The sequence below is a fragment of the Okeania sp. SIO3B5 genome, from assembly GCF_010692555.1.
GTDB lineage: Bacteria > Cyanobacteriota > Cyanobacteriia > Cyanobacteriales > Microcoleaceae > Okeania.
Map to the genome: position 1 here is coordinate 54,772 of NZ_JAAHHG010000005.1, position 23,442 is coordinate 78,213.

Annotated in this window: 19 protein-coding genes and 1 tRNA gene; 6 read left to right on the forward strand and 14 right to left on the reverse strand. The window is 37.2% G+C overall.

The window, feature by feature from the left end; genetic code table 11:
• Positions 1 to 232: 232 nt before the first annotated feature.
• Positions 233 to 313: transfer RNA gene (locus F6K54_RS01255), tRNA-Leu, on the reverse strand.
• A 168-nt stretch (positions 314 to 481) separates the two neighbouring features.
• On the opposite strand from F6K54_RS01255, the gene accC reads away from it, so the two are divergent.
• Complete coding sequence (gene accC, locus F6K54_RS01260) at positions 482 to 1,840, forward strand: acetyl-CoA carboxylase biotin carboxylase subunit (RefSeq protein WP_293073344.1); 1,359 nt, start codon at positions 482 to 484, stop codon at positions 1,838 to 1,840.
• Positions 1,841 to 2,154: 314 nt separating this feature from the next.
• Here accC and F6K54_RS01265 read toward each other — a convergent pair whose 3' ends face one another.
• Positions 2,155 to 2,439, reverse strand: coding sequence for a YggT family protein (locus tag F6K54_RS01265; protein ID WP_202221485.1), 285 nt, complete (start codon positions 2,437 to 2,439; stop codon positions 2,155 to 2,157).
• Between the two features lie 308 nt (positions 2,440 to 2,747).
• Between F6K54_RS01265 and psbX the strand changes: the two genes are divergently transcribed.
• A complete protein-coding gene (psbX, locus tag F6K54_RS01270) occupies positions 2,748 to 2,867 on the forward strand; it encodes a photosystem II reaction center X protein (RefSeq protein WP_124146589.1) in 120 nt (39 codons plus the stop codon).
• 488 nt (positions 2,868 to 3,355) lie between these two features.
• Positions 3,356 to 4,237: a Ycf66 family protein gene (locus tag F6K54_RS01275; RefSeq protein ID WP_293073354.1), complete on the forward strand. Its 882-nt coding sequence runs from the start codon at positions 3,356 to 3,358 to the stop codon at positions 4,235 to 4,237.
• Between the two features lie 1,135 nt (positions 4,238 to 5,372).
• Here the strand turns inward: F6K54_RS01275 and F6K54_RS01280 are convergent.
• From F6K54_RS01280 to F6K54_RS01300, 5 genes are all read right to left on the reverse strand, one after another.
• Entirely contained in the window at positions 5,373 to 5,927 is a 555-nt protein-coding gene (locus tag F6K54_RS01280; RefSeq protein WP_366558017.1) for a transposase, read from the reverse strand.
• Positions 5,882 to 6,025: a hypothetical protein gene (locus tag F6K54_RS01285; RefSeq protein WP_293073357.1), complete on the reverse strand. Its 144-nt coding sequence runs from the start codon at positions 6,023 to 6,025 to the stop codon at positions 5,882 to 5,884. The genes F6K54_RS01280 and F6K54_RS01285 overlap by 46 nt, the downstream gene beginning before the upstream one ends.
• Positions 6,015 to 6,203 carry a hypothetical protein gene (locus tag F6K54_RS01290; protein WP_293073360.1) on the reverse strand — a complete coding sequence of 63 codons (189 nt, stop codon included), beginning with the start codon at positions 6,201 to 6,203 and terminating at the stop codon, positions 6,015 to 6,017. The genes F6K54_RS01285 and F6K54_RS01290 overlap by 11 nt, the downstream gene beginning before the upstream one ends.
• A 21-nt stretch (positions 6,204 to 6,224) precedes the next feature.
• Positions 6,225 to 6,533: a helix-turn-helix domain-containing protein gene (locus F6K54_RS01295; protein WP_293073363.1), complete on the reverse strand. Its 309-nt coding sequence runs from the start codon at positions 6,531 to 6,533 to the stop codon at positions 6,225 to 6,227.
• A 358-nt stretch (positions 6,534 to 6,891) separates the two neighbouring features.
• Complete coding sequence (locus tag F6K54_RS01300) at positions 6,892 to 7,623, reverse strand: sugar transferase (protein WP_293073366.1); 732 nt, start codon at positions 7,621 to 7,623, stop codon at positions 6,892 to 6,894.
• Positions 7,624 to 8,613: 990 nt separating this feature from the next.
• Between F6K54_RS01300 and F6K54_RS01305 the strand changes: the two genes are divergently transcribed.
• A complete protein-coding gene (locus F6K54_RS01305) occupies positions 8,614 to 9,135 on the forward strand; it encodes a hypothetical protein (protein WP_293073369.1) in 522 nt (173 codons plus the stop codon).
• A gap of 501 nt (positions 9,136 to 9,636) precedes the next feature.
• On the opposite strand, the gene F6K54_RS01310 is transcribed toward F6K54_RS01305, so the two are convergent.
• The 7 genes from F6K54_RS01310 to F6K54_RS01335 all read right to left on the reverse strand — a co-directional run bounded on the left by F6K54_RS01310 (position 9,637) and on the right by F6K54_RS01335 (position 21,713).
• The gene (locus F6K54_RS01310; RefSeq protein WP_293073372.1) at positions 9,637 to 11,334 is read right to left on the reverse strand and encodes a S8 family serine peptidase; all 1,698 of its coding nucleotides are present in this window, start codon (positions 11,332 to 11,334) and stop codon (positions 9,637 to 9,639) included.
• Between the two features lie 1,725 nt (positions 11,335 to 13,059).
• Positions 13,060 to 13,692: a ribonuclease HII gene (locus tag F6K54_RS01315; RefSeq protein WP_293073375.1), complete on the reverse strand. Its 633-nt coding sequence runs from the start codon at positions 13,690 to 13,692 to the stop codon at positions 13,060 to 13,062.
• Positions 13,693 to 14,521: 829 nt separating this feature from the next.
• A complete protein-coding gene (locus tag F6K54_RS01320) occupies positions 14,522 to 16,573 on the reverse strand; it encodes an Rne/Rng family ribonuclease (RefSeq protein ID WP_293073378.1) in 2,052 nt (683 codons plus the stop codon).
• A 133-nt stretch (positions 16,574 to 16,706) separates the two neighbouring features.
• Positions 16,707 to 16,949, reverse strand: a complete 243-nt coding sequence (locus tag F6K54_RS01325) for a transposase (RefSeq protein ID WP_366558018.1) — start codon at positions 16,947 to 16,949, stop codon at positions 16,707 to 16,709.
• Between the two features lie 514 nt (positions 16,950 to 17,463).
• Positions 17,464 to 17,685, reverse strand: a complete 222-nt coding sequence (locus F6K54_RS42560) for a transposase (RefSeq protein WP_366558015.1) — start codon at positions 17,683 to 17,685, stop codon at positions 17,464 to 17,466.
• A gap of 347 nt (positions 17,686 to 18,032) precedes the next feature.
• Positions 18,033 to 18,317, reverse strand: coding sequence for a helix-turn-helix domain-containing protein (locus tag F6K54_RS42565; RefSeq protein WP_366558016.1), 285 nt, complete (start codon positions 18,315 to 18,317; stop codon positions 18,033 to 18,035).
• A gap of 684 nt (positions 18,318 to 19,001) precedes the next feature.
• Positions 19,002 to 21,713 (reverse strand): TIGR03960 family B12-binding radical SAM protein, encoded by a 2,712-nt coding sequence (locus F6K54_RS01335; protein ID WP_293073381.1) that lies wholly within the window; start codon positions 21,711 to 21,713, stop codon positions 19,002 to 19,004.
• Between the two features lie 410 nt (positions 21,714 to 22,123).
• Between F6K54_RS01335 and F6K54_RS01340 the strand changes: the two genes are divergently transcribed.
• Both F6K54_RS01340 and F6K54_RS01345 read left to right on the forward strand, forming a co-directional pair.
• Entirely contained in the window at positions 22,124 to 22,303 is a 180-nt protein-coding gene (locus F6K54_RS01340; protein ID WP_293073384.1) for a hypothetical protein, read from the forward strand.
• Between the two features lie 491 nt (positions 22,304 to 22,794).
• Positions 22,795 to 22,944, forward strand: a complete 150-nt coding sequence (locus tag F6K54_RS01345; RefSeq protein ID WP_293073387.1) for a hypothetical protein — start codon at positions 22,795 to 22,797, stop codon at positions 22,942 to 22,944.
• The last annotated feature ends 498 nt before the right edge of the window (positions 22,945 to 23,442 follow it).

Genomic DNA, 23,442 nt, shown 5'->3' on the forward strand with positions numbered 1-23,442 from the left:
TTTTCTCGGAAAAAATCCCTTAGTCCTGACTAGAATAATTTTCGATTATCTAGCCAGAAAAATTTGCTAGGCGATCGCCTCATGCCAAAAAACACTACTAGACACTTTATCCCACCAAAACACGACATAAGCTATAGCACTATAGTTTTAATTCTCCATATCTAACATTAATTCCTGAGTCCAAAAAAGAGAAAATCAGAGGTTAAGCTAATAACCCCTGACCATTCTCCAATGCGGATGGCGAGACTCGAACTCGCAAGGCAAAGCCACACGTCCCTCAAACGTGCGCGTATACCAATTCCGCCACATCCGCTCTAGTTAGCATCTATCAACCAAACTTCAATAAAATTACGGCATTTTAGCTAACAATATACAATAATAACATAAAATTCTGGAATGTCTACAAGAAATTTTCTCACATCTTTCCTAAAAACCCAAAAAGTCTTATCCTAACTGAATAATTGAGCTAAAAGCACCGAAAATGCGGTTCTCTAAAATCCTAATAGCCAACCGAGGCGAAATAGCCCTACGCATTCTCCGCACCTGCGAAGAAATGGGCATAGCCACCATCGCCGTCCACTCAACCATAGACCGCCATGCCCTCCATGTGCAACTGGCGGACGAAGCAGTTTGCATTGGTGAACCCACCAGTAGCAAAAGCTACCTCAATATTCCCAACATTATATCGGCTGCCTTAACTCGTAATGCCTCTGCCATCCATCCAGGCTATGGCTTTCTGGCTGAAAATGCCCGATTTGCAGAAATCTGTGCTGACCACGATATTGCTTTTATTGGCCCATCACCAGAAGGGATTAGGGCAATGGGGGACAAATCCACAGCCAAAGAAACCATGCAAAAAGCCGGAGTTCCTACAGTTCCAGGAAGTGATGGTCTTCTCAAAGATGAAAAAGAAGCAGTAGCGATCGCCAAAAAAATCGGTGTTCCCCTCATGATCAAAGCCACTGCCGGAGGTGGAGGACGAGGAATGAGACTGGTTCGCCAAGAAAACGAACTCTCCAAACTGCTTCAGGCAGCTCAAGGAGAAGCAGAAGCAGCCTTTGGCAACTCTGGAGTCTACATAGAAAAATTCATTGAACGTCCACGTCACATTGAATTTCAAATTCTAGCCGATAGTCACGGAAATGTAATTCACCTGGGAGAGAGAGACTGTTCTATTCAGCGTCGCCATCAAAAGTTACTAGAAGAAGCTCCCAGCCCAGCATTAAGTCCTAAACTACGTCAGAAAATGGGAGAAGCCGCAGTCAAAGCAGCCAAGTCCATTAATTATGTAGGTGCTGGCACTGTAGAATTTCTCCTAGACAAGTCTGGTGAATTCTACTTTATGGAAATGAATACTAGGATTCAAGTAGAACATCCAGTCACAGAACTAATTACAGGACTTGACTTAATTGCCGAGCAAATTAGAATTGCCCAAGGAGAGAAACTGCGACTAACCCAAAAGCAGGTAAATTTTAATGGCCATGCAATAGAATGCCGAATTAATGCCGAAGACCCAGACCATAATTTTCGCCCCCATCCTGGTCGCATTAGTGGTTATCTACCACCGGGAGGTTTAGGAGTGAGAATGGACTCTCATGTTTATACAGACTATGAGATTCCACCTTACTATGATTCTTTGATTGGTAAATTAATAGTTTGGGGACAAGACCGTCCTACTGCCATTCAGAGGATGAAACGCGCTCTCAGAGAATGTGCTGTGACAGGAGTTCCCACAACTATCAGCTTTCATCAAAGAATTTTAGAGACTCCGGAATTTCTGGAGGGGCAAGTATATACAAACTTTGTTGAGACTGTGATGAAACCTGAGAGTAGTAAATAAGTAGGGCTTGCTGAATAAAAGTGTAATCAATACCTGTAACGGCTTCCAGGGTTAAAGATTGCTGAGGGGGTGTAAGGTTTTTGGCTCAATTAGTCTCAAAATGCTCATATTTTTCCCCTGAGTATCAGAAAATTTGGCCGTAGTAGATAGTCTAAGCTGTTCCCAGTTAAGTGTTCCCTATCATCACCATCAGACTTTTGAGCGCAAGCCCTAAGTAAGTTGACGCAAAAAAAACTAAGTATGTAACAAAAAGTAAAGTGGATCTAAAACCTCTTCCCTTCTGCCTTCTGCCTTCTGCCTCCTGCCTTCATTAGCTACAGCATCATTCTCAATAAACCTTGCTGGCCCAAAAGCAACTCTCGTAATAAGCTGAAAATACCTACCCAAATAATCGGACTAATATCTACCCCACCTAGAGGAGGCACAATTTTCCTAGTGGGGGCTAAAAATGGTTCTGTCGGCCAAAAAATCAAATTAAATGGAAGTTGATTGATATTTACCTGGGGGTACCATGTGAGAACTATTCGGAAGATAAATAAGAAAGTCATTAACCCCAGGATAATACCTAGAGTCCAATTCGCTAATGTCAGATAGTCCATAAGATAATAAAAAAATGAAATTTTGTCAAAAAAATCTTAGTGCAGCGCTGTGGAAATAATCCACCAGTGACACAATTCCACAAGCATTAGTAACTGATACTTTTGCCTTATACACAGCTACACTCAAGATTTGGCTAGTATTAAATATTTAAAGATATTGATTAGTAAATCCTATTCATGGTCAGAAGGCAAGCTGTAAAAATCATTACTTGTTTACCACGACCAAAATTTCTACTGAAAAAAATCGCAAACCGCTATAATATTTAAAATTAAAGTAAATTAAATTTTGTGGCAAAGGGCAATAATCCATGACTCCTTCTTTATCAAACTTCTTATTAAGTCTACTGGCGGGAACTCTAATTGTAGTTATTCCTGCTACAATTTTTCTGATATTCGTCAGCCAAAAGGATAAAGTTACTCGTTCCTAGACCCTAAATAATAAACATTTTCCTTTTTGGAGCAAAGGTTAAGTCAGAATACCATTTCCTAGAAGTCTAACAATCACGAATTCTTCTTAGGAATAAACTTTTTTCTGCAATAACTTAACAGTTATGTGAAGAGCCGAAAAGCAAACTATTTTTGGTTTAAGTTTCACCTAATTTTTTTTTGCAAAGACAAAGTTAAAGCCTCAGACTACAGAATAGGGGAGACAGTGATATAATTGTCCAAACCTAACAAGCTGAGGTTTTTCTTTGTTAAATTGATGACATAGCACAAGTCAAAAGGAAAAATCTGGCGTTGTCTGAGTTTTAAGCTTTTAATATGTCAAATACAGTAGTGGCAATTGCTATGCAATATCCAACTAAATATTAAATAAATTATATATACCAAGTAACTTCAAGTCTCAATACCAAGTCAGGGTAGAGATTATTAAACTTGAATTACTAATTGATGACTTACTAATAGGAGATTTAGAATGGTCAACTTAGGATTAAATTGGAGTAGTTTGCTAGGAATAATCCTGGCCGTAGCAGGAGCAGGACTATACTTCCTCCGCACATGGCGTCCAAAGCTAGCTAGAGACCACGATATTTTCTTTGCCGCCATTGGCTTACTATGTGGAGGTATTCTCATATTCCAAGGCTGGAGACTAGACCCTATTTTAGCTTTCGGTCAGTTTTTGTTAACTGGTAGTGCCATATTCTTTGCAGCAGAATCTATCAGAATGAGAGGTCTTACAACTAAGCAAGCTAGGGAACGTACCCCTATTGTAGATGAAGAAAGACCAGTAAGTCCTGTTTATGGTTATGCAGAATCAGACTTAGACGAACTAGAACCTTATGAAGAATATCCTGCTAATCGTCGTATCAGAGGTACTCAAGATTATCGTTCTTCTAGGCCAGATAATTTTGAGGATGACTACCGCCGTCGTCCTTCTAATCGTAGAAGCAGTTATGATAGACCAGGAGAAACAAACCCAAGATTACGCAAGCGTAGTCCTCGTTCAGAAGATTATCCTACTAGAGCGTCTTCTGAATATTGGGAAACTTCTGTAGACTTAGAAAATAAGAGACCTACTTCTCGCAGTCGAGGTAATATCAGTGATGCTAATAGGCCAGAAGATGGACTACCTCGCCCTCGTAGTCGAGATAGCTGGGAGACTTCTAGTACTGAAGAAAGACCACCCTATAACCGTACTCGTCGCCCTAGTCCTGAAGCAAGCTACTCGGAAGAAACATCTCCTAGAACTAGAAAGCGTCGTCCACCAGAAGCATCATCTACGGATGGAGAAGTAACATCAGAAAATTATGTAGAGTATACTCCTATGGATTCTGCTGATAGTGATGTTAATGGTTAATTGAAGAAGGCAGAAGTTAGAAGGCAGAAGTCAGAAGGCAGAAGGCAAAATTGCTTATGGATAGTCTTCAACAGGTCACTCCGTGTCTACAAGCTCCAAACAATTTTCAGCACCCCCGTTTATGGTGAGGTATTAAACCCGCAAAAGAAAAGATAAATTTCTAATAGAAGTAGGAATATTAGGTGGGGATAATTTTGATTTTTTAAAGTAAATAAAAAAATTCTATTTTCCCCCACCCATTCTATTATTTATTTAATCGCTGAATATTCGTAGCATTGAGAAAATTTGTAGAAATTCAATTTTTGTTGAACCGAAAAAATTATCATCAAAACTTTACTAAAGTCAAAAGAGATATTTCTATTATTATTAATAATTTGATCTACAAAGCTGGCGCGAAGCGAATACTGAGAATATTGGAAAGCCAACTTTGATGTCGGCAAGGGGTCTCCCGTTATACGAATGTTAACGGGAGGGGAATTGCCGACCAACAAATAAACCGCGTAGCGTCCGCTTGAGCGGGATTTTTTGGTAAACCCTTGATGTAGTCTGGAATGATTTGGGTAACAGATAAGTCTTTCCTTTTTGCGTATCGATTAATTTTTTCATAATTTACTTGATTTATCTCGAATTACTATCCGTTTATTTCTTGTCATTGTACGCAGATTTGTGTTATGATGATTATATTAGGAGTAGCGGTAATACGCACCTGATAACAGTACATAGAAAACAACATAGAGTATGGGGTTCAATTCAGAAGTTCTAGTCAGCCCGTGAAAAGGTAAAACTCTTGAGGGTCCTGGATGAGTAANCAAGGGAGGCAACTTTTGCAGTAAGACAATTAATAAAGCTTTTATCCTAAAACTAAAAGCACTCTTCTGATAGCTGAAGTCCGCAGTTCCTCCGGTAGGAGGCTGGCTGACGGCTGAATGCTTACGTTAATATTTATCAACTTTACTGCTGTACAATACCTATACAATTCCGGCACTCACTGGGTAAAACCTGACCCACCCCTCTAGCTCCCCTCCCAGGAGGGGATGGGGGTGGGTGATGTTTGCTTCTTGCTTCAACCTGGGAGGCCGCCCTCTTCCAGTTCACAAGCGTAAATTCGGGTACAGCCTACCCCCTAGCATTTTGATTAATTTCTCCATACTGAGATAACACCAGTGCCGCATTTAAGTCCCGGTCTATTCTCATTCCGCAGTGAGGACAATTCCCCGGTGCGGTCTTTTAACTTTAATTCTTGATGAATGTAACCACAACTATGACAAGTTTTGGATGACGGAAACCACTGATCAGCTAGCACTACTGTCCCACCAGAGCTGACGATTTTGGTTGTCAATCGTTGTCTAAATTGATAAAATCCTTGGCGGGCTATAGACGCTGCCAACTTACCATTTTTCATCATACCTTTAACATTTAAACTCTCTAAGCAGACGTGCTTAACTTTACCCACTAAGAGTGTAGTAGTTTTCTCTATGAAATCCCTACGCACATTAGCAATACGACCATGATACTTCGCGAGTTTTTTGTAGTATTTAATGGCATTTTTTGAAGGTGGTTTACCTTTACCTCCTAGTTCCATACGGTTGCGCCATTGAAACTTAGCCAGGTTTAATTGCTCTAGTTTAATAGAGTCTGGGAGACTTAAAATTTCGTTTCCCCCTTTTTTTGGTTTGCTATACTTGCAAATTGTTTGACTCCAACATCTATACCAAAAGTTTCGTATTCCCGCTCATCTAATAGGGGATGAACTGGCAACTTCTCAGCTTCAATTGCTTTAACTAACAAACCATTTTTCCCCTGTTCTACTAATAGTAAAAGTCTGACTTGCTGTGGTGTAAGGTATTGATTCCCATAATCGAAAAGTTCCTAATGTTGGTATTTTAATTTTCTGACCAGGGTTAACTATAACTTTTCCATTACCGTTGTAAACAGTAAAAGATTGTCTGTCTTTTTTCCTTTTCAATTTAGGATATTTACTGATTCCCTATTTCGGTTTAAATGCTTCACCTAGATGTTGAAAAGCACTTTGGTAAATGCGAGACGAATAATTATTTGTCCAGGCATATTCTGGCTGCTTTTTGACATAGTTAGTAAAGACTTTTTTAGCTTCTAAAATACGTAATGCGTAACTCAAGCTAACTTCCTGACCACGTTTGTTAACTTTGGTCATGGCAGAAGTTCCATTCACCATATTGAGGCCATAGTTGTAAACAAAACGAGCATAACCAGCACATTTCGCCATAAATGAGCGCTCCTGGTTACTAAGTTTTAATTCAAGTTTTTTGGCGTACAATCAAATCACCTCCAACCACATTTTCAAATATTTTTTGTGGCTAAGTCAAAAAAATCCCCTTTTTTTTCAGTTCTTGCCGGAAATTGCCATAGATATTGATACTAGCAATCAGCTCCTTGAAAAATACTATTTCTCTGAAGTCACTAAAGCAGATTTTATAGCAAGGAACGAGTTGGTTAGGACATAGACTGGTGATCGACTTTAGACAGAGAAATTTTTTCCCACTGTTCCCTGTTCCCTCCTATATTCAAACATATCAATTTGGGTTAGAAATATAATAGCTGGAAAAATACTATTAATCTCTAACCTCGTAATAACTTCAGTTAACTTTAAATCACTTAGTCATTAATAACAATCCTTAGTAAGCACCATTGTTTTTTGGGAAAACAACAATACCAATTGTTTTAAACATGATCCATATATCTATCCAAAAATTTCTGAAGTTTACATAAAAAAGGTCGATTTGAACTCTCTTAGGATAGGGAATATCATTACGACCAGAAACTTGCCATAAACCTGTAATTCCTGGTTTGATCGTAAGAATTTTATCCATGTGATGACCGTATTTTGGTAGTTCCTCAACCACTAATGGTCTCGGCCCTACGACGCTCATATCACCTTTCAAAACATTCCAAAATTGGGGAAATTCATCTAAACTCGTTACCCTAAGAAATTTACCGATCCATGTAATTCTAGGGTCATGTTTTAATTTAAAACTTTCTTGAAATTCTTGGCGCAGATGAGGAGATGTTTCCATAATTTCTCCTAACATTTCATCTGCATTTTTCACCATAGTTCTAAACTTCAAACAACGGAAAAGCTTTCGATTTTTACCCACTCTTTCTTGAACATAAAAAACAGATCCTGGAGAGCTTAAGACAATTAGTAAAGCTATAAACAGGTAAACGGGGGCAAACAATATGAGAACCAACAGAGAAAACAGGATATCAAATAATCTTTTATAAAATCCTACCTCTAGGCCCTCTAGAAATCGACTTTTTTGTCTATCTCTGGGGAGGAAAGGTTGAAAACCACGTCCTGTAAACCCCCTAATTACCTTGCCAGAGATGAATTGGCTATCGGCAGTCATCTTACTCCTTCACTTCACACCACACACAGTCCTGATCATAAAGCTTATAGCGAAATAGAGGGCAAATTTAGTTACGAAAAAGATGACTAATTTTGAAAAAGGACAATTATTTGCCTCTCGCTTCAGATTCTTCCGTACCTCTATTGATAAATTTTATACAAATCAAAGATTTGTTTTAATCTCAAGATTAACTATGAAGATTATGATAGTCCCATATTTGAGATACCTATCCTATCTCAAATAGTCATATTGTTAATAAAAGTCTATACCATCAGTCAAGGGGAAATTATAAATAGTCAGTAGTTAAGATTGCAAGTTCAATCTATTGCAAGATGACAGTGTAGCAATACGTTCTTTAAGTTAGGACAATAAATTTGAGTGATCGGGAAGTATGGAGTTGAGAATAGGGAGTTGAAAATCAGAAGACTGTAGTCAAAAACATCTGAAAAATAGCCTCAAAACCAACATTCCGCACCACAAAATGTAGGATAGAATCAGGAGTCAGGAGACAACCTAACCCTAACCCCTCCCAGGAGGGGAAGTCAGGAGACAGAATTTAGAAGAAAATCATAGCTGCCGTAATTGAGTAATCAATAAAACAAGTATTTATGCTTAATTGTTTACTCAGAATTTAATGAACGAAAAAAGTAATAAGGTTAATGGTTAATAAAGATAAGTTATACAGTATAAATACTTAGCAAGGCCGGGATTTATATACTACTTTTGATGTTGCAATTTGAAGTATTGAATGTAGGTCAAAAGCTTAACATCGCAAAAATTTAAGGTCAAATTAGCTTGTTTGTTGATCTATCTAGGTTTTCCTAGGTCATGCTATGCCAAGAGCTATTTTTACCGAAAAGCGACGTTGAAGGCCCCCGTGTTTTAACCGGGGGATGAAAACAAGCGAATCCTTTAGACTAGACAACTTTAGTTGTCCTGTGCTATTACTACCTACAATAACTTTTCGGTCTGCCCGCTTCCAATGTACTGTTGTCAGCAAGTTTTAGACCGACTGGATTTTGGTCAAATAGGCTAGCTGCTATTACAGAAAAGCGTAACCGCCAAATCCATGATGGTATCAATAAAGCAGCCAGAATAGTAATTAATCATTGTTTAAAAAATTCTATTAGACTCAAAGAAAGAATAGCTCTATTATGTGAAGAGTATGGGATTATATTCATAGAAACTGAGGAAAGTTATACAAGTATTGCTTCATTTTTAGATGGTGACAATCTACCTAATTATGGTGAAAAACCCAATGATTGGAAACCATCACCGAAAAGAATAAAGCGTGGTTTGTATAGAAGTAGTAATAATTGGTTAATTAATGCAGACTGTAACGGGGCTGCAAATATAATCGCAAAAGTAAGCAGAAAGCTAAGGTTAAACTTAAGCCGACTGTGTAGGGGCACTTTGACTTGTCCCCAGAGAGTGTATCTTTGGTCAGCGCTCGAAAAAACGAAGCAACATGGATTTATCCTGTTGCGTAGTATCAACTTAGAATCCCCGTGACTTCAGTCCGGGGAGTAGTCAACCTCAAAAATATCGAAGTATCTACTAGGCATCTATAACTGCTTCATAAAACTGATACAAAGCGTCATATAACATGACAAGTTGATGTTTACTTCCTGCTTCTACTGAGGCCGTCGGCGGTTACTCATCCACAGGCATTCACGGTCAAGCCAACCGCATCCCTACACTCTATACTTACATTTAAGTCTTTGTCAATTAACATAACTAAAAAAGTCCTCAAACCCTTACTAAGCCATTCCTAGTAGGGAGCGGGATTTCTGGAAAGGTCTACGTCTATATGGATAGACTGCCAGAAATGCTTAAGTAGCGATTAGTGCAGAAGATACAAATTTCACCCTCGTTACTACTTGCCTGTGAGAACTAGGGTATTATGTCGATAAATCGCGCAAATTGTTAACTAAGTCGAAACTCCCTCTTTTCCACAGAGGTCTAATGTAATTTTCTACATCTGCCATACATAATTGTTCAACGACTTATCGGTCAAACGCTAACAGTCGTAGAATTAGCAGTATCAATAATTATATTCTCAATTGCCTCAGCAGATAAACTAGGATTAGCTTGTTTAATTAAAGCTGCGACACCTGCAACATGGGGTGTTGCCATAGAAGTACCAGCAAAGAAACTATATAAATTACCTGTTATTGAAGGAGCTACAGGTCCATAAATATCTCCTGCATCTTCAGGAAAACCATCTCCTCCTGGGGCCACGACATAATCCAATTCACTACCAGCTTTATTAGAAAAAGAAGAAAATTGGGCATTTCGATCTACTGACCCAACTGCAATTCCATATTCATTAGCTAATCTTGCTGGATAATCAGGACTGCTTGAACTACCATTACCTGCCGCAGAAACAAATACAACACCTCTATCAGCAGCATAACGAATAGCATCAATTTCGCTGCTAACTAAATTTCTCCCACCAGAACTAAAGTTAATTACATCTGCTCCATTATCAACAGCATAGAGAATAGCTGATATTCCATCGCTAACCTTACCCACCCCTTCATCATCTAGCACCCGGAGAGACATAATTTTAGCACTTGGAGCTACTCCAGTTGTTCCTGCTCCATCTCTCTTGGCAGCAATTGTACCAGCGATATGAGTTCCATGACTTTCTTCATCCCTTGGGTCATTATCATCATTTACAAAATCCCAACCCCAGGTATCATCTATATAACCATTATCATCATCATCAACGCCATTATTGGGAATCTCAGCGCTATTGTTCCATATTTGGCCTGTTAATTCAGGATGGGTATTATCTACACCACTATCAATAACAGCTACTACAATACCTTCTCCCTGAAAACCTTGATTCCAAACTTCTGGTGCTTTGACTAAATCTAGTCCCCACTGATTTCCGCCAATATCTGGAACATCTGGAAAAGGGGCAGCTCCAGTAGCACTGGCCACTGCTGCTGAGGCATCAACTAAACCGTATCCAAAAGTACTGTTAAAGGTTGGCTGTACAGAACTAGCTGTTTGTGGAGCTTCATTTATACTTATAGTATTAGTATCCCCAAAAATTAAGCGACTTTCAACAAGTTGTATGTCAGATATTGCTTTAACTCTTGCTAAAGTTAAACCATTTGTCTGAACCTGAATTAATGTATCCCCCGATAAAGAATCTGCTGTTAATAAGATGTCATTTTCTGTTAAGTTTTCTGGTATTTTTATTCTGTCAAAATTAAAGTCAAAATCATCAATAATATCTGCCATGTCTATATTATTATTTTGATATTCTCGTAGCACAAATGTGTCATTGCCTACTCCTCCAATTAATGTATCTTTTCCTAAGTCTCCAGAAATTAGATCGTTACCATCTTCACCTAATAAAAGATCGTTTTCTTTACCTCCAAAAATTGTATCGTTACCAATTTCTCCATAAATTGTGTCGTTGCCTAAATCTCCCAAAATTCGATCGCTACCTTGATTCGCATAAATCAAATCATTATCTCTACCACCTCGTAAAGTATCCGAACCATCCCCACCCAATATGTTGTCGTTGCCTTTATTACCATTAATTAGTTCAGGATTTGATGAGCCTATTATTGTATCATTACCATCTAGAGCTTGTAGACCTTCTGGATATGGAGTCAGTAAATTTACGGGTACAATAAAGTTATTAGGGTCGTTGTCTAATAAATAAGAGAAACCATCAGAACTAGGAGCCATAATCGTATTCTTTTGTTAACACTAATTTTCAGTATAGACGCGCTTTATTAATTTTTGGTTAAATAATATTTTCTCTTTGTTGCTAATTCCTTACACTTCATTAAATTCCAGGAAATTAATTATTTTGCTTTGACAACTTTCTGAAGTTATTTTTTCTGATTATTTCTATTCATTAAGAGTCTTATTCATTTCTCTATTAATTATTTTTAATTTCATATTCAGCTTGTTGATAATTCTTTGTATTGTCTCTTTATTTAACTTCTATCCCACATTCCGCACTTCAAATTGCAACATTAAAACCTACATTCCGCACGACAAAACGTAGCATAAAAATATAAGTCAAAATTCAAAAGTCAAAAGTCAAAAGTCAAAAGTAAGAAGTAAATTATAGTGGTCAATAGAAGTCAATAATTTAGCAAGTATTTATGCTTAAAATTTAACTGAGAATTTGACTTTTGAGAAGTAATTTATACTGTATAAATATTTACCAATAATAGAAATTATATACTACTTTTAATGTTATAAATTGATGTGAGGAATGTGGGTTAAAAGTAGTATAAAAATCCGTAGCTGGCTAGGTATTCATACTATATAGGGTTTGCTGAAAAAGTCTGATAGGTGAGGGTAGGAGACAGGACACAGGACACAGGACACAGGAGAAATAGGAATTTAGAGCAGGTAGGAGTAAGAATTGTAAGAATGATTTTTCTGCCCAACTATGCGCCTAAAATACTAACTTTTTGAGCGTGAAGAGCTGAAAACCAAGGTATTTCAGACCCTAAAAGGCTAAAGTCTTTATATGTCAATGCTTTTAGATTTAATCAGTAAGCCCTATATAAATAATTTTCATTTACCGAAAAATTGCAGTCTAAAGCCTCCCTTTTTATACCAATTCCCAAAAATAATACTATACTTCACATAGGACTTCAGCTATTAAGTAATAATAATAATTCAATAATGTTTGTAACGATTATCGGCATTAAACAAAGATATTTTATGTATTTAAACCCTAATCCTTACCGAATAATTAACTAATTAATAATTAAATAATTCGCGCCTTGAAGCCGACCCTTTTAAGGGGAAAAAAGCGGTCTCCGGATGGCGTTTTGCTCCGCAACATATAAAGCGGAGCGGCTCTGATAAGAGCGGGTCCCCTCGCCATATCCAATCAACCAAGAGAAGAAATAATATTTCCTTATATTCAATTCCGTAACGGTTAAAACCCGAGGTAATTATCAATTATCCATTATCAATTATCCATTAATGAATCCCTACTCCCTACTCTCAAGGAGATGTAGCAAGACTTTCAAGAGAGAAGAGACTATTTATTATTTCAAGCCTCTTGTTTCAGCTAGAGGTACTGATAACTGATAACTGAAATGACCTTTCTCATTTGTCAAATTATTAATAAAATATTCAGCAAGCCCTATTTAATTGTTTACTCATAAGTTACAGAATAATTAACTAATTAATAATTAAATAATTTGCGCCTTGAAGCCGACCCTTTTAAGGGGAAAAAAGCGGTTGAGGAATGGATGGTTCCTAACCATATCCAATCAACCAAGAGAAGAAATAATATTTCCTTATATTCAATTCAGTAGCGGTTTTAACCAGAGGTAATTATCAATTATCCATTATCAATTATCCATTAATGAACACTATGATTTCCTTCCAAATTCTGACTCCTAGTTTCATACTAGATTCAGCAAGTGCGGAATGTAGATTCTATATAGTAAATAGGGAAAGCTGACAGGGACTAAATGAGAGACGGTGTTGAGGCGATAGCCCATAATTTAATATTCCTTGCTTATGTTTGGATGTACCATAACCTTTGTTATTTGTCAAGTCATAAACAGGATACTTTTTGGCCAAACGTATAATCAATGTATCTCGCCAAACTTTAGCCACAATACTTGCAGCAGCGATCGCCAAACACTTACTATCTCCCTTAACAATGACCTTCTGAGGTATAGACAAATCTTGAATTTGCTGATTCCCATCAACCAAAACCAAATTTGGCCGATATTTCAACCTGAGAACAGCTCGCTTCATAGCCAATAAAGAAGCTTGCAGAATATTTAAACGGTCTATTTCACGCACGGAAGCTATACCAATTTGACAGTCCAAAGCAATAGTTTGAATCTGACTAGCCAAAATACAACGACGCTTTTTTGTTAATTTTTTACTATCTGCTACTTTTCCCCCCTGATAAAGGGAAGCTAGAGGGGATGCCAAATCATCCAAAACTTTTTCTGGCAAAATTACTGCTGCTGCCACTACGGGTCCAAATAATGCTCCACGTCCCACTTCATCTACACCAGCAGTGAGAGGTTCAATTATATTAATAGGGTATACCATTTATTCTTGAGTAGGGGATTAGGGCAGTGGGGGAGAAGTCATTTCAGTTATCAGTTATCAGTTATCAGTTATCAGTACCTCTGCAATAAGGAGGCTTGAAATATGGAATATTCTCTTTTTTTTTATCCCCTTAAAAGGAGAGGATTTAGACCACAATTTCTCGGTAAACATCAGAATAATTAACAATAACTGGTTAATAATTATCAAAAAAATATTCATTATATGTTAATTACTTAATCACTGAAATTTCACTTAAGCGTAGCATTTTTTTTAAAATTGGTATTACATAACTGAGGTTCATAGATATAGCAAGGAACGAGTTGGTGTTTGACAGAAATTGACGATTAACCTGAGACAGAGAAAAGCTTTTACCGAATAATTAAGGTTTAAAGCCTCTCATTTAAAGGAGAAAAAATTTTCCCTTTTGCGTCAATCCTATCCGCTTTCAAGAAGAGGTAATAATTAGGGCTTGCTGATTAAATCTAAAAGCATTGACATATAAAGACTTTAGCCTTTTTTTTGCCTTTAAAAAGTGCGCCTATTTCAGCTCTTTATGCTCAAAAAGGAGCGTATTTTAGGTGCATAGTTGGGCAGAAAAATCTTGGGACAAAACTTAGCTCCTACCTGCTCTAAATTCCCATTTCTCCTGACTTCCCCTCCCCTCCTGGGAGGGGCTAGGGGTGGGTTGGGAGGGGGAGGGGCGAGGGGTGGGTTGTCTCCTACCCTTACCCATAAGACTTTTGAGCGCAAACCCTAATTAATAATTATTAATTATTAATTATTAATTATTAATTGTTGAACACTGTTTCCTGCTAAATCTAAATTCTGTTTATTCCTCTGTAGCTGCTGAAGAACGACGACGACGACGCCGAACTGGCCCTGAATCATCAGAGTCATTATCTGAACTTAGATCGACATCTGGATCGCTCAATTCTGCCTCGTACTGACCATTTTCCTCATCACTATCAAAATTAATTTGCTCCTCTTCCTCTAAAGACATTGATGAGTCAACCTCTTCTAATTCTGGATCTTCATCGTTATTCTCCTCTTCGTACTCTACTTCTGACTCAAGCTCAACATCTTCTTTTTTTTCTGTTGTTTCTCTAATGCTTTTCTCCCCAGGTTCCTGAATAGAAATAATTACTGATTTAGGATTTTTAACTGTTCCCTCTTCTAAAAGTGTTATTGGAGAAATACCCATCAAAGCATACACATCTTGCTCATCAGGTGTCATTTCTACTGTCACTATCTCTGGAGGTTCGGTAATAGGTCTAATTATCTCTCTTCCCGGACGCCTATTGGGTGTTGTCAATGGATATCCTTCTGAAAGCATAGGATATTCCATCTCTGTGCCCATTTCTCTTTCTTGCAATTCTAATGATTCATCTTGCATTGTTTCACCGACTCCTACTCGTCGCCGTCGTCGCCGTCGGTTAGATTCTTGATAACTAGGGTGATTTAACAATTCTAAATCTGAGGAATTATTAGTAGACTCTACTTCTTGATATCCCTGTGTAGTCTCCCCAGTAGGAGTCTGAGTTGCTGTTACTAAAGTTGGAGGAGCAATAGTTACAGGTCTGATAGTTTCTTCTACCTCTGGGGTACGACTAACTACAGGCAAATTAAGTTCTTCAGCAGGAATTTCTGATTCCCCTGGTAAACGAACTAAATGTCCTAATCCATTACAGCTAGGACAAGTGCGGCCAAAAAGTTCATATACATTTTGACCTTGGCGTTTACGAGTCAACTCAACTAACCCCAGTTCTGATAACTGGGCTATTTGAGGTCTCGCTTTATCAGCTTTGAGAACTTGATTAAAATGTTCAAGAACTTGCAATTGGTCTCGCCGTGAGTCCATATCAATAAAGTCCACAATAATAACCCCAGCAATATTACGCAGGCGTAGCTGACGGGCTATTTCTGTAGCTGCTTCACAATTTGTCCAAAGTACTGTTTCGCGAGCTGTAGCGGAGCGTGTGAAAGAACCGGAGTTGACATCTATCACAGTTAGTGCTTCAGTCGGTTGGATAATAATGTAACCACCAGAGGGCAAGTCCACTCTAGGTCTAAGAGCTTCTCGAATGGCTGCATTAACCCGGAAATATTCTAGAATGGGGATACGATCGCTATGATAGTCAATTAAAACTTGTAGTGGTTTGCCCCCGCTCCAGTTAAGCAGGTGTTTTTTGACTCGCTTCACTGCCTCGCTTGAGTCTACTACAATCCGATTTACATCTGTGTTATACATATCTCGTAGCACTCGTTGAATAAAGTCACTATCACGATTTAGTAGTGCAGGTGCTCTATTGGAGTTGCCCTCCATTTGGACTGTTTCCCACTGTTTCTGCAATAGTTCTAAATCTTCTAGAATTGCTTCTTCTTCCATCCCTTCTGCTTCAGTACGGACTAATAATCCCATACCTGCTGGTTTGATTAAAATCGCTAATGCTCTGAGGCGATTTCTTTCGTTTTCAGAACGAATACGTCGGGATAGGTTGACACCCCGTCCATAAGGCATTAGGACTAAATAGCGGCCTGGTAGAGTTATGTTGCCTGTTAAGCGTGGTCCTTTTGTACCTGTGGGTTCTTTCATCACTTGTACTAGGACTTTTTGTTGGGGTGTCAGTAGTTCTGTAATTGCACCGGAAGACCGTTTTAATCTTAATGGCCCTAAATCGCTAACATGAATAAATCCGTTGCGCTCTGGATCTCCAATGTTTACAAATGCTGCATCTATCCCAGGTAGTACATTTTCTACTACTCCTAGATATATATCACTAACTTGATGGCTGCCTGTAGCAACGACAAGTTCTTGTATTTGGTCTTCAGAAAATACCGCAGCAATTCTATGTTGCTCGGCAATAATTATTTGCTTTGGCATTCAATTCCCTCAATTGCTTAATAAAAATGTGGCGCTATAGATGTAAGTCACCTGTGAAGTTCTCTCCCGTTAAATCGGAGATTATAACGGGAGCTTCTCAAACAAAGAAGTTTCTTGCTTTGCTGGCGCAATGCTACGCGAACGTAGGCTGATTAATCTCATAGCCTCCACAAGCAGACAAGATGATACCCACGTCGTTTAACCCTTTATTTAATATATTAATTGCAGCGTTTTCATCTCTATCTAAAACTGTTCCACATTTCTGACAAGAATGAATTCTAACTGATAAAGTTTTAGGTACTTTTTGGCCACAATTACTGCTATTTTGTGATGTATGATGAGGGTTAACTTTTATTATATGAACACCTTGAATAATTAATAATTAATAATTAATTATTAATTATTAAAGAATTATATCAAATTCGGTAGCATCGGTGTTATTTAATCTTTAAAGATAAGAGTCTATATTGTCGGGGCGAGTGGCCATTTGCCCTTGTCGATTGTATGACGATCGACAGAATTATACTACTCCGAAGCCAACGGATTTGATATCATTCATTATTCATTATTCATTGTTCATTGTTAATTATTTACCTACATCATAAATTGATTTTGATAGTTTAGTATTTTTTGCTAAACCTCTAAATATTTAAGTTTGCCTTCGGCACGCCGCTCCGCGTCTACAACTGCAATCATGTCATATTGTTTAACTAATTTATGAGCAGTTTTATAGTTACAATCTTCTCTTTGTCTAGCAATATGTATTCAATGAATAATTAATAATGAAAGAAGGAAACTAATTATTCATTATTAATTGTTAACTATTAGACGTTTATTTAGTTAAATTAAATTCTGATAATTATTAATTGTTAATTATTAATTATTAATTATCAACGTGCCTTTTTCCAGTTATTTGACCCAATTTCTTTTCTAGATACTTTTCTTTGCTTTCTTGCTAAATTAGATTGCGCTTTCCTGTAGAAATTAGGGACAGAAACAGTTTCACCAGTATTAGTTGTCAAAAACTCTTTTAAGCCTACATCAATACCTACAGCAGTTTTGATATTATCTGTAGGAATTAAACTAGGTACTGACTTATCTTCTAAACTCAAACTCACATAATAACCGTCAGCGTCTTGAGTGCGTCTTACATTCTGGGGTTTCCCCAGAATTACGCACTCGCTTTTTTGGTTATAGTTGCAGTTTTCATCGTAAACCCATCTGGAATTGGTCTATGAACTATTACTGGAATAGCACCAAACCTACTAATAATTATTTGTTTACCATCAAATTTTATTGCTGATGAGCGGATGATTAACTCTACTAAAACACAATGACCTTAATTTCCCTGATTTTTTAAATCTTGGCCTTCCTCCACCTTTACCAGATCGATCGGGTATTAGCCTTTCATGTCGGCTCTTAGCCGAAACGTTTCCAAGCTTTATCTAGTCTTTGTAAGTTAATTTGCTGAACTTCGTATGGAGATTTCCTTGTAGTCAGGAAATAACTGTTTTGTCTGTTTAAGTGCGAATTGCTGAAAATAATAATCTGGTCTACTAGAAATCTCGCCAATAGGACATGAAATTAATGAACAACGGTCAATTTGACATCTGGTTCTATTCAACCAGTCTAAACGTTGACCTAGAGCATAATTCCAATGCCGTCGTAACAGTTCTAACCAATAATCAATTTTGACTGACTGTTCACAAGTGGGCTTAATTTTGTAGCAATGAGTAATTATCATAATTTTATATTACTCTTTACTGCTATATTTGAGCAGCAATCGACACCTGTTCAATTTACTACCAGGCAATTTCTCTCCTATTAAATAGCAGATTATAACGGGAGACCCCTTGCCGAATCTAGTTAGATATTCACTGCAATACTTGCGTGAACTTTGCTTCTTTGTTGTTGATAATGCTTGGTCTGGTGTTGAGTAGTTTACGCTTCAGTTTACTCTTACCCATTTGAATACTTCTACTAATTTCTATCTTATTGTATTTTCAATTCTTCACACTCAAAATAATCCAATTTTTTTACAAATCTTCATTTTTGTATCACTTCTATTAAATAGTTTAAATTATTTAATTTCTCAGGCACTTTAGAACTAGATAGATTAAATTTTATCGTTAGGATATACGACCGCAACTAATCAATTTTTAATATTTAAGTTCTATCGTATATCTTTAATTTACGAAAAATTTTTATTGATCTAGATAGACACCATTGTACTTAGGTCAAAATGTTTTTTAGGGGTAGACAGATAAGAGAGTAAAGGTTTCCTGATTCAAATCCCGTTCGTTTATTTATAGGATTTTTATTCCAACTTATACCTTCTTACTTTCTTCCTCTTTTTTCGAGTAATTTTTTTCAATTCTGACACTTAAAAAAACAAAAATCTATCTATTAGATTCTTATTTTACTTATATCACCTCAAAAACAACTTTTTCCGGTGAATATGCAGTAATTCAAATTCCTGTTTGCTTACTTGTTCCAACATATAAATTATATGTTGTGGTCGTAGTAAAGTTCCATCATTCTGATAACTTCCCACATAACGAAGAATGCCATCTATTTTAGCGTCCCATTTCGTTTCTAAAGAAAAAATATCAGTGGTTGGATACTCTATAAACTCCAACTCAAATAAGCGATCGCGTAAGTTAATAACTTTTACTTTACCCGATTTTGTGGTTTGTTCCCACAGAATTGATTCACTATTATTAATTGCCTCTACCCACTCTTGCCAATTGAGCTTTTCTTGTGTTGTTTGATTGTAGAAATCTGTTGTTAAATTTTCTGAAGATTCAGCTATTTTCCGGACCTTCAAAATATATTCTGCTTTCTCCAATATCTGAGATACAGAAGGACTCTTTACCTCTACTTCTTCAACCTTATATATAGGTATATCTTTTGGTAAAGCAGCTCCCAATTTATTTTGAAATGCTACCACATCCATTGGTTCTGTCAACTCAAAATCCACAATTTCCCCTGTGCTAGTTGTTCCTAAAGATAAAGCACTAGCCGGAATAATTCGTGGACTTGGATGATATCCTCCTGTAAAAGCAATAGGTATAGAGCTGCGACGAACTGCCCGAGCAAATAGTCGAGCTAAGTCTAAATGACTAACCAAAGCCATTTCTCCCAACTTCCCTAGCCAAACTCGTAGACGTTGTACCTTATTCTGATTTGGCACAAATTGACCATTAAATTCTGGAATAGGCAAAGGTGGAACTACAATATTATGACCTAAATCAGGACCACATACACCACAATGAGAACAAGTTGCGAAAAAGCAGTCCGGAACAGTTATTGCTGCTAAAGCTTTGTGCAAATCTTCCTTTAGCCAATTTTTGTCAATTCCAGTCTCTATATGGTCCCAAGGTAGAGGTTGGTCAAGTAGAGATGATAAGTTTTGAACGGAAGTAATTTCAGTAGAATTTTCTGTATTCTGAAATACATTCCATTCACCATTTTCTACTTGGCGATATTTCCAACTCAAGTCTGATTCTGCAATAGCTTCACTCCATGCAGCAAAAGCTCTATCCAAACTTTCCCACCAAGAGTCCATTCCTGCTCCTCGTTCCCAAGCACGGCGAATTACAGATGCTAGACGGCGATCGCCTCTACCCAGAAAGTCTTCCATTGCTGAGATACGAACATCGGTATAATTTACCTTGACACCTTTCATTCTTCTAAATTCTGCCTTCAGTAATTCTTGCTTACGTTCTAACTCAGCTACTGAGACAGAATGCCACTGAAAAGGTGTATGAGGTTTTGGAGTCAAGTTGGAAATTGTCAGAGTCACCTGTAGTTTCTTCCGACCTTTAGTTCTGCACTCTTGTTGTAACCAATTAACTGTTTCTGCAATACCTAACACATCCGCATCAGTTTCACCAGGTAAACCAATCATAAAATAGAGTTTAACCTTATCCCAACCTTGTTCATAAGCGGTTTTGACTCCTCGCAAAAGTTCTTCATTTGTCAATCCCTTATTGATAATGTCCCGCATTCTTTGGGTGCCTGCTTCTGGTGCAAAGGTCAGACTACTTTGCCTCGTACCACCAATAATATTGGCAATATTTTCATCAAATCTATCAACTCTTTGACTGGGTAAAGATAGGGAAATATTTTCATCTTTGAGGCGGTTTCTAATTTCAGTCCCCACTGCTGGTAATGCTAGATAATCAGAACAACTTAGAGAAAGTAAAGAAAACTCATTATGTCCAGTAACTCTTAAACCCTTTTCAATAGTATCTACTATTTCTTTTGGTTCTACATCTCTTGCTGGTCGAGTCAACATACCTGGTTGACAAAAGCGACATCCTCTGGTACATCCACGCCGTACTTCTATTACCAGTCGGTCATGGACTGTTTCTACATAAGGAACTAAACCTATAGAATAAGCTGGCATGGGAGCGGCCACTCGGCGCAATATTTTTTCTGGCACATCCTTACGAATAGGGAATACAGAGCCATCTTTAGCCATTTCATAAAATTGTGGCACATACACCCCAGGAATTTGGGCTAAATCTAAGAGTAATTCTTCTCTAGTTAATCCATTAGTTTTCCCTTGCTCGACTATTAGTCCTATTTCTGGCAGTAACTCTTCTCCATCTCCTAAAGCAATAAAGTCAAAAAAGTCTGCATAAGGTTCTGGGTTTGAAGTTGCTGTTTGACCACCTGCAAAAATTAAAGGATAGGTTTGTTGTGCTTGAGGAGAGTGGGACGTTAATTTTCGTTCTTGCCAAGTTAGGGGAATACCTGCCAAACTTAGCATTTCTAAAATATTTGTAGCTCCTAATTCATAACTGAGGCTAAATCCTAGAATATCAAAGTCAGTGAGCGATCGCCTTGATTCAACAGCAAATAGTGGGGTATCTGTAGCTCGTAATTTTTGTGCTAAGTCTGGAGCTGGTAAATATGCGCGATCGCATAGTTGTCTTGGTTGAGAGTTTAATATGTTGTAAAGAATTATATGTCCTAAATTGGAAGCTCCTACTTCATAAACTTCTGGATAGGTTAGTACCCAGTGGACTTGAGCGTTGTCCCAAGGTTTATGGAAAGCTCCCAACTCATTACCAAGGTAACGAGCAGGTTTTAAGATTTCTGATGTTAGTAAGTTCTCTACTGCTACTGCCACTATTTGTACCTAAGTTGTATTTTTTGGACACACATCTTTCAAGATAACATCAAAAACTTATTAATTAATCTTAACTACCGCTTAAACCTAAAAAGGTAGTGCTGATGTAATGGTTGAAAGCTTGGGTTTAACTCCCCAACTTCTACTTTCCGGAACGGAAACGCTTTTTAGATTATGATTGATGTCCAAATAGACATCTCCAATAATAAAAAATAAAATTAATTATCGTAGGGCGTGTCATCAATTCTTTCCCTCTACTCCCTACTCCCTACTCCCTACTCCCTCTTTTCTGGAGAGGTCTAATGATTTATATCACTCTCTTGTCTAGGATTGGATCACCTACAAGAGTAAGCATTTAGCAGAGAATTTAATTATGTAGGGTTTTTCTATTAGCAATGGAACCAAAGTGTATGATTCGCAAACTTGTATCTAAAGCTCTCTATTTTCGCAGGTTGACTCCTGAAATCGAAAATCAAATCAACTTTGAGCTGACACGACTTGGCTATATTTCTGATGTAGATTATGAAGCTTTAGAATTATTAATGGAGGAGATGGACGCAGGCAGAGTTCAGCTTGTTCCCTCTATCTAAACTGTAAATCGTTTTAAGTTTATTTTGGTTGAAAGTTTGAGATATTTAATTTATATCTAACGTCTATCAATTGTTGGTCTTTGGTATATATAAGTCATTGATAGATAGTTTTGGTCTTTGGAAACTGAATGCTTTAATTGGTACAATTATCTAGTTGAGATTGTATCTGAATCTAGTGATGAAGTTTAATTATAATGATATATTTTTTTAGGGTGCATAAATCTGGGTTTTATATATAATTTTGATATTTTATTTAGAGTTTTTGAAGTAGATTTATTTGATTTGGTTGGAGATAAATTTAATAGGCACAAGTGAAGTTTCTTAGATTTAGATTTTGAGTGTTGATTATTTATTTATTCTTTTCAGGCTTTATTCTCTACATTATTAACACAATATCTAAACTTAATAAGTTTTAATTAAAGTGTTTAATTACTTTTATAGTGCTACGCGCAAGGCAACAGGGAAATACAAAAGGGTTTTAGCTTCTATTCATGTCAAATACTTTAATGTATAGTACTGTAACTTTAGTCAAATTCATTATTGATAAATATTTGCTACAAATAGCTAGTGCTGCTACGCGGAAGTTAAAAGTCATGCTTTTAAAAATCAAAAGTATTGATTTGGGCGTTGCTGAGTGGTAATGATTTTTGGATTAAGTATCAACGCAAAGTATAAGTTTTTCTTTTGTTGAATAAAAAGTCATGTGTAGGGGCAAGTTAAATCTAATAATTAAATAGTATCACGATTTTTTTGGCGATGCAAGGGGAAATACCTTGCAATTTTTTTTAAGCTTCACAGAATGCAGATGAATCATCCCTGTATCCGTGGCCAAATCCTTGTCTGGCAACCAGGATTTTTTTGGCGATGCAAGGGGAAAAGCCTTGCCTTTTTTTTGAGCTTCACAGAATGCAGATGAATCATCCCTGTATCCGTGGCCAAATCCTTGTCTGGCAACAACTTCTCCCACAAGGAAAAAAAATGTTTAATCACTTTTAACTTTAGTCAAATTGAATAACCGATACTGTTTTGTTAACATTTGCTAACAATGCACAGCAAGATTAACCTGCTGAGGGGGTATCTCCCAATGTCTACAAGAAAACCTGTAGACGCAAGTGAATTACTTACATCGCCTTGATTAT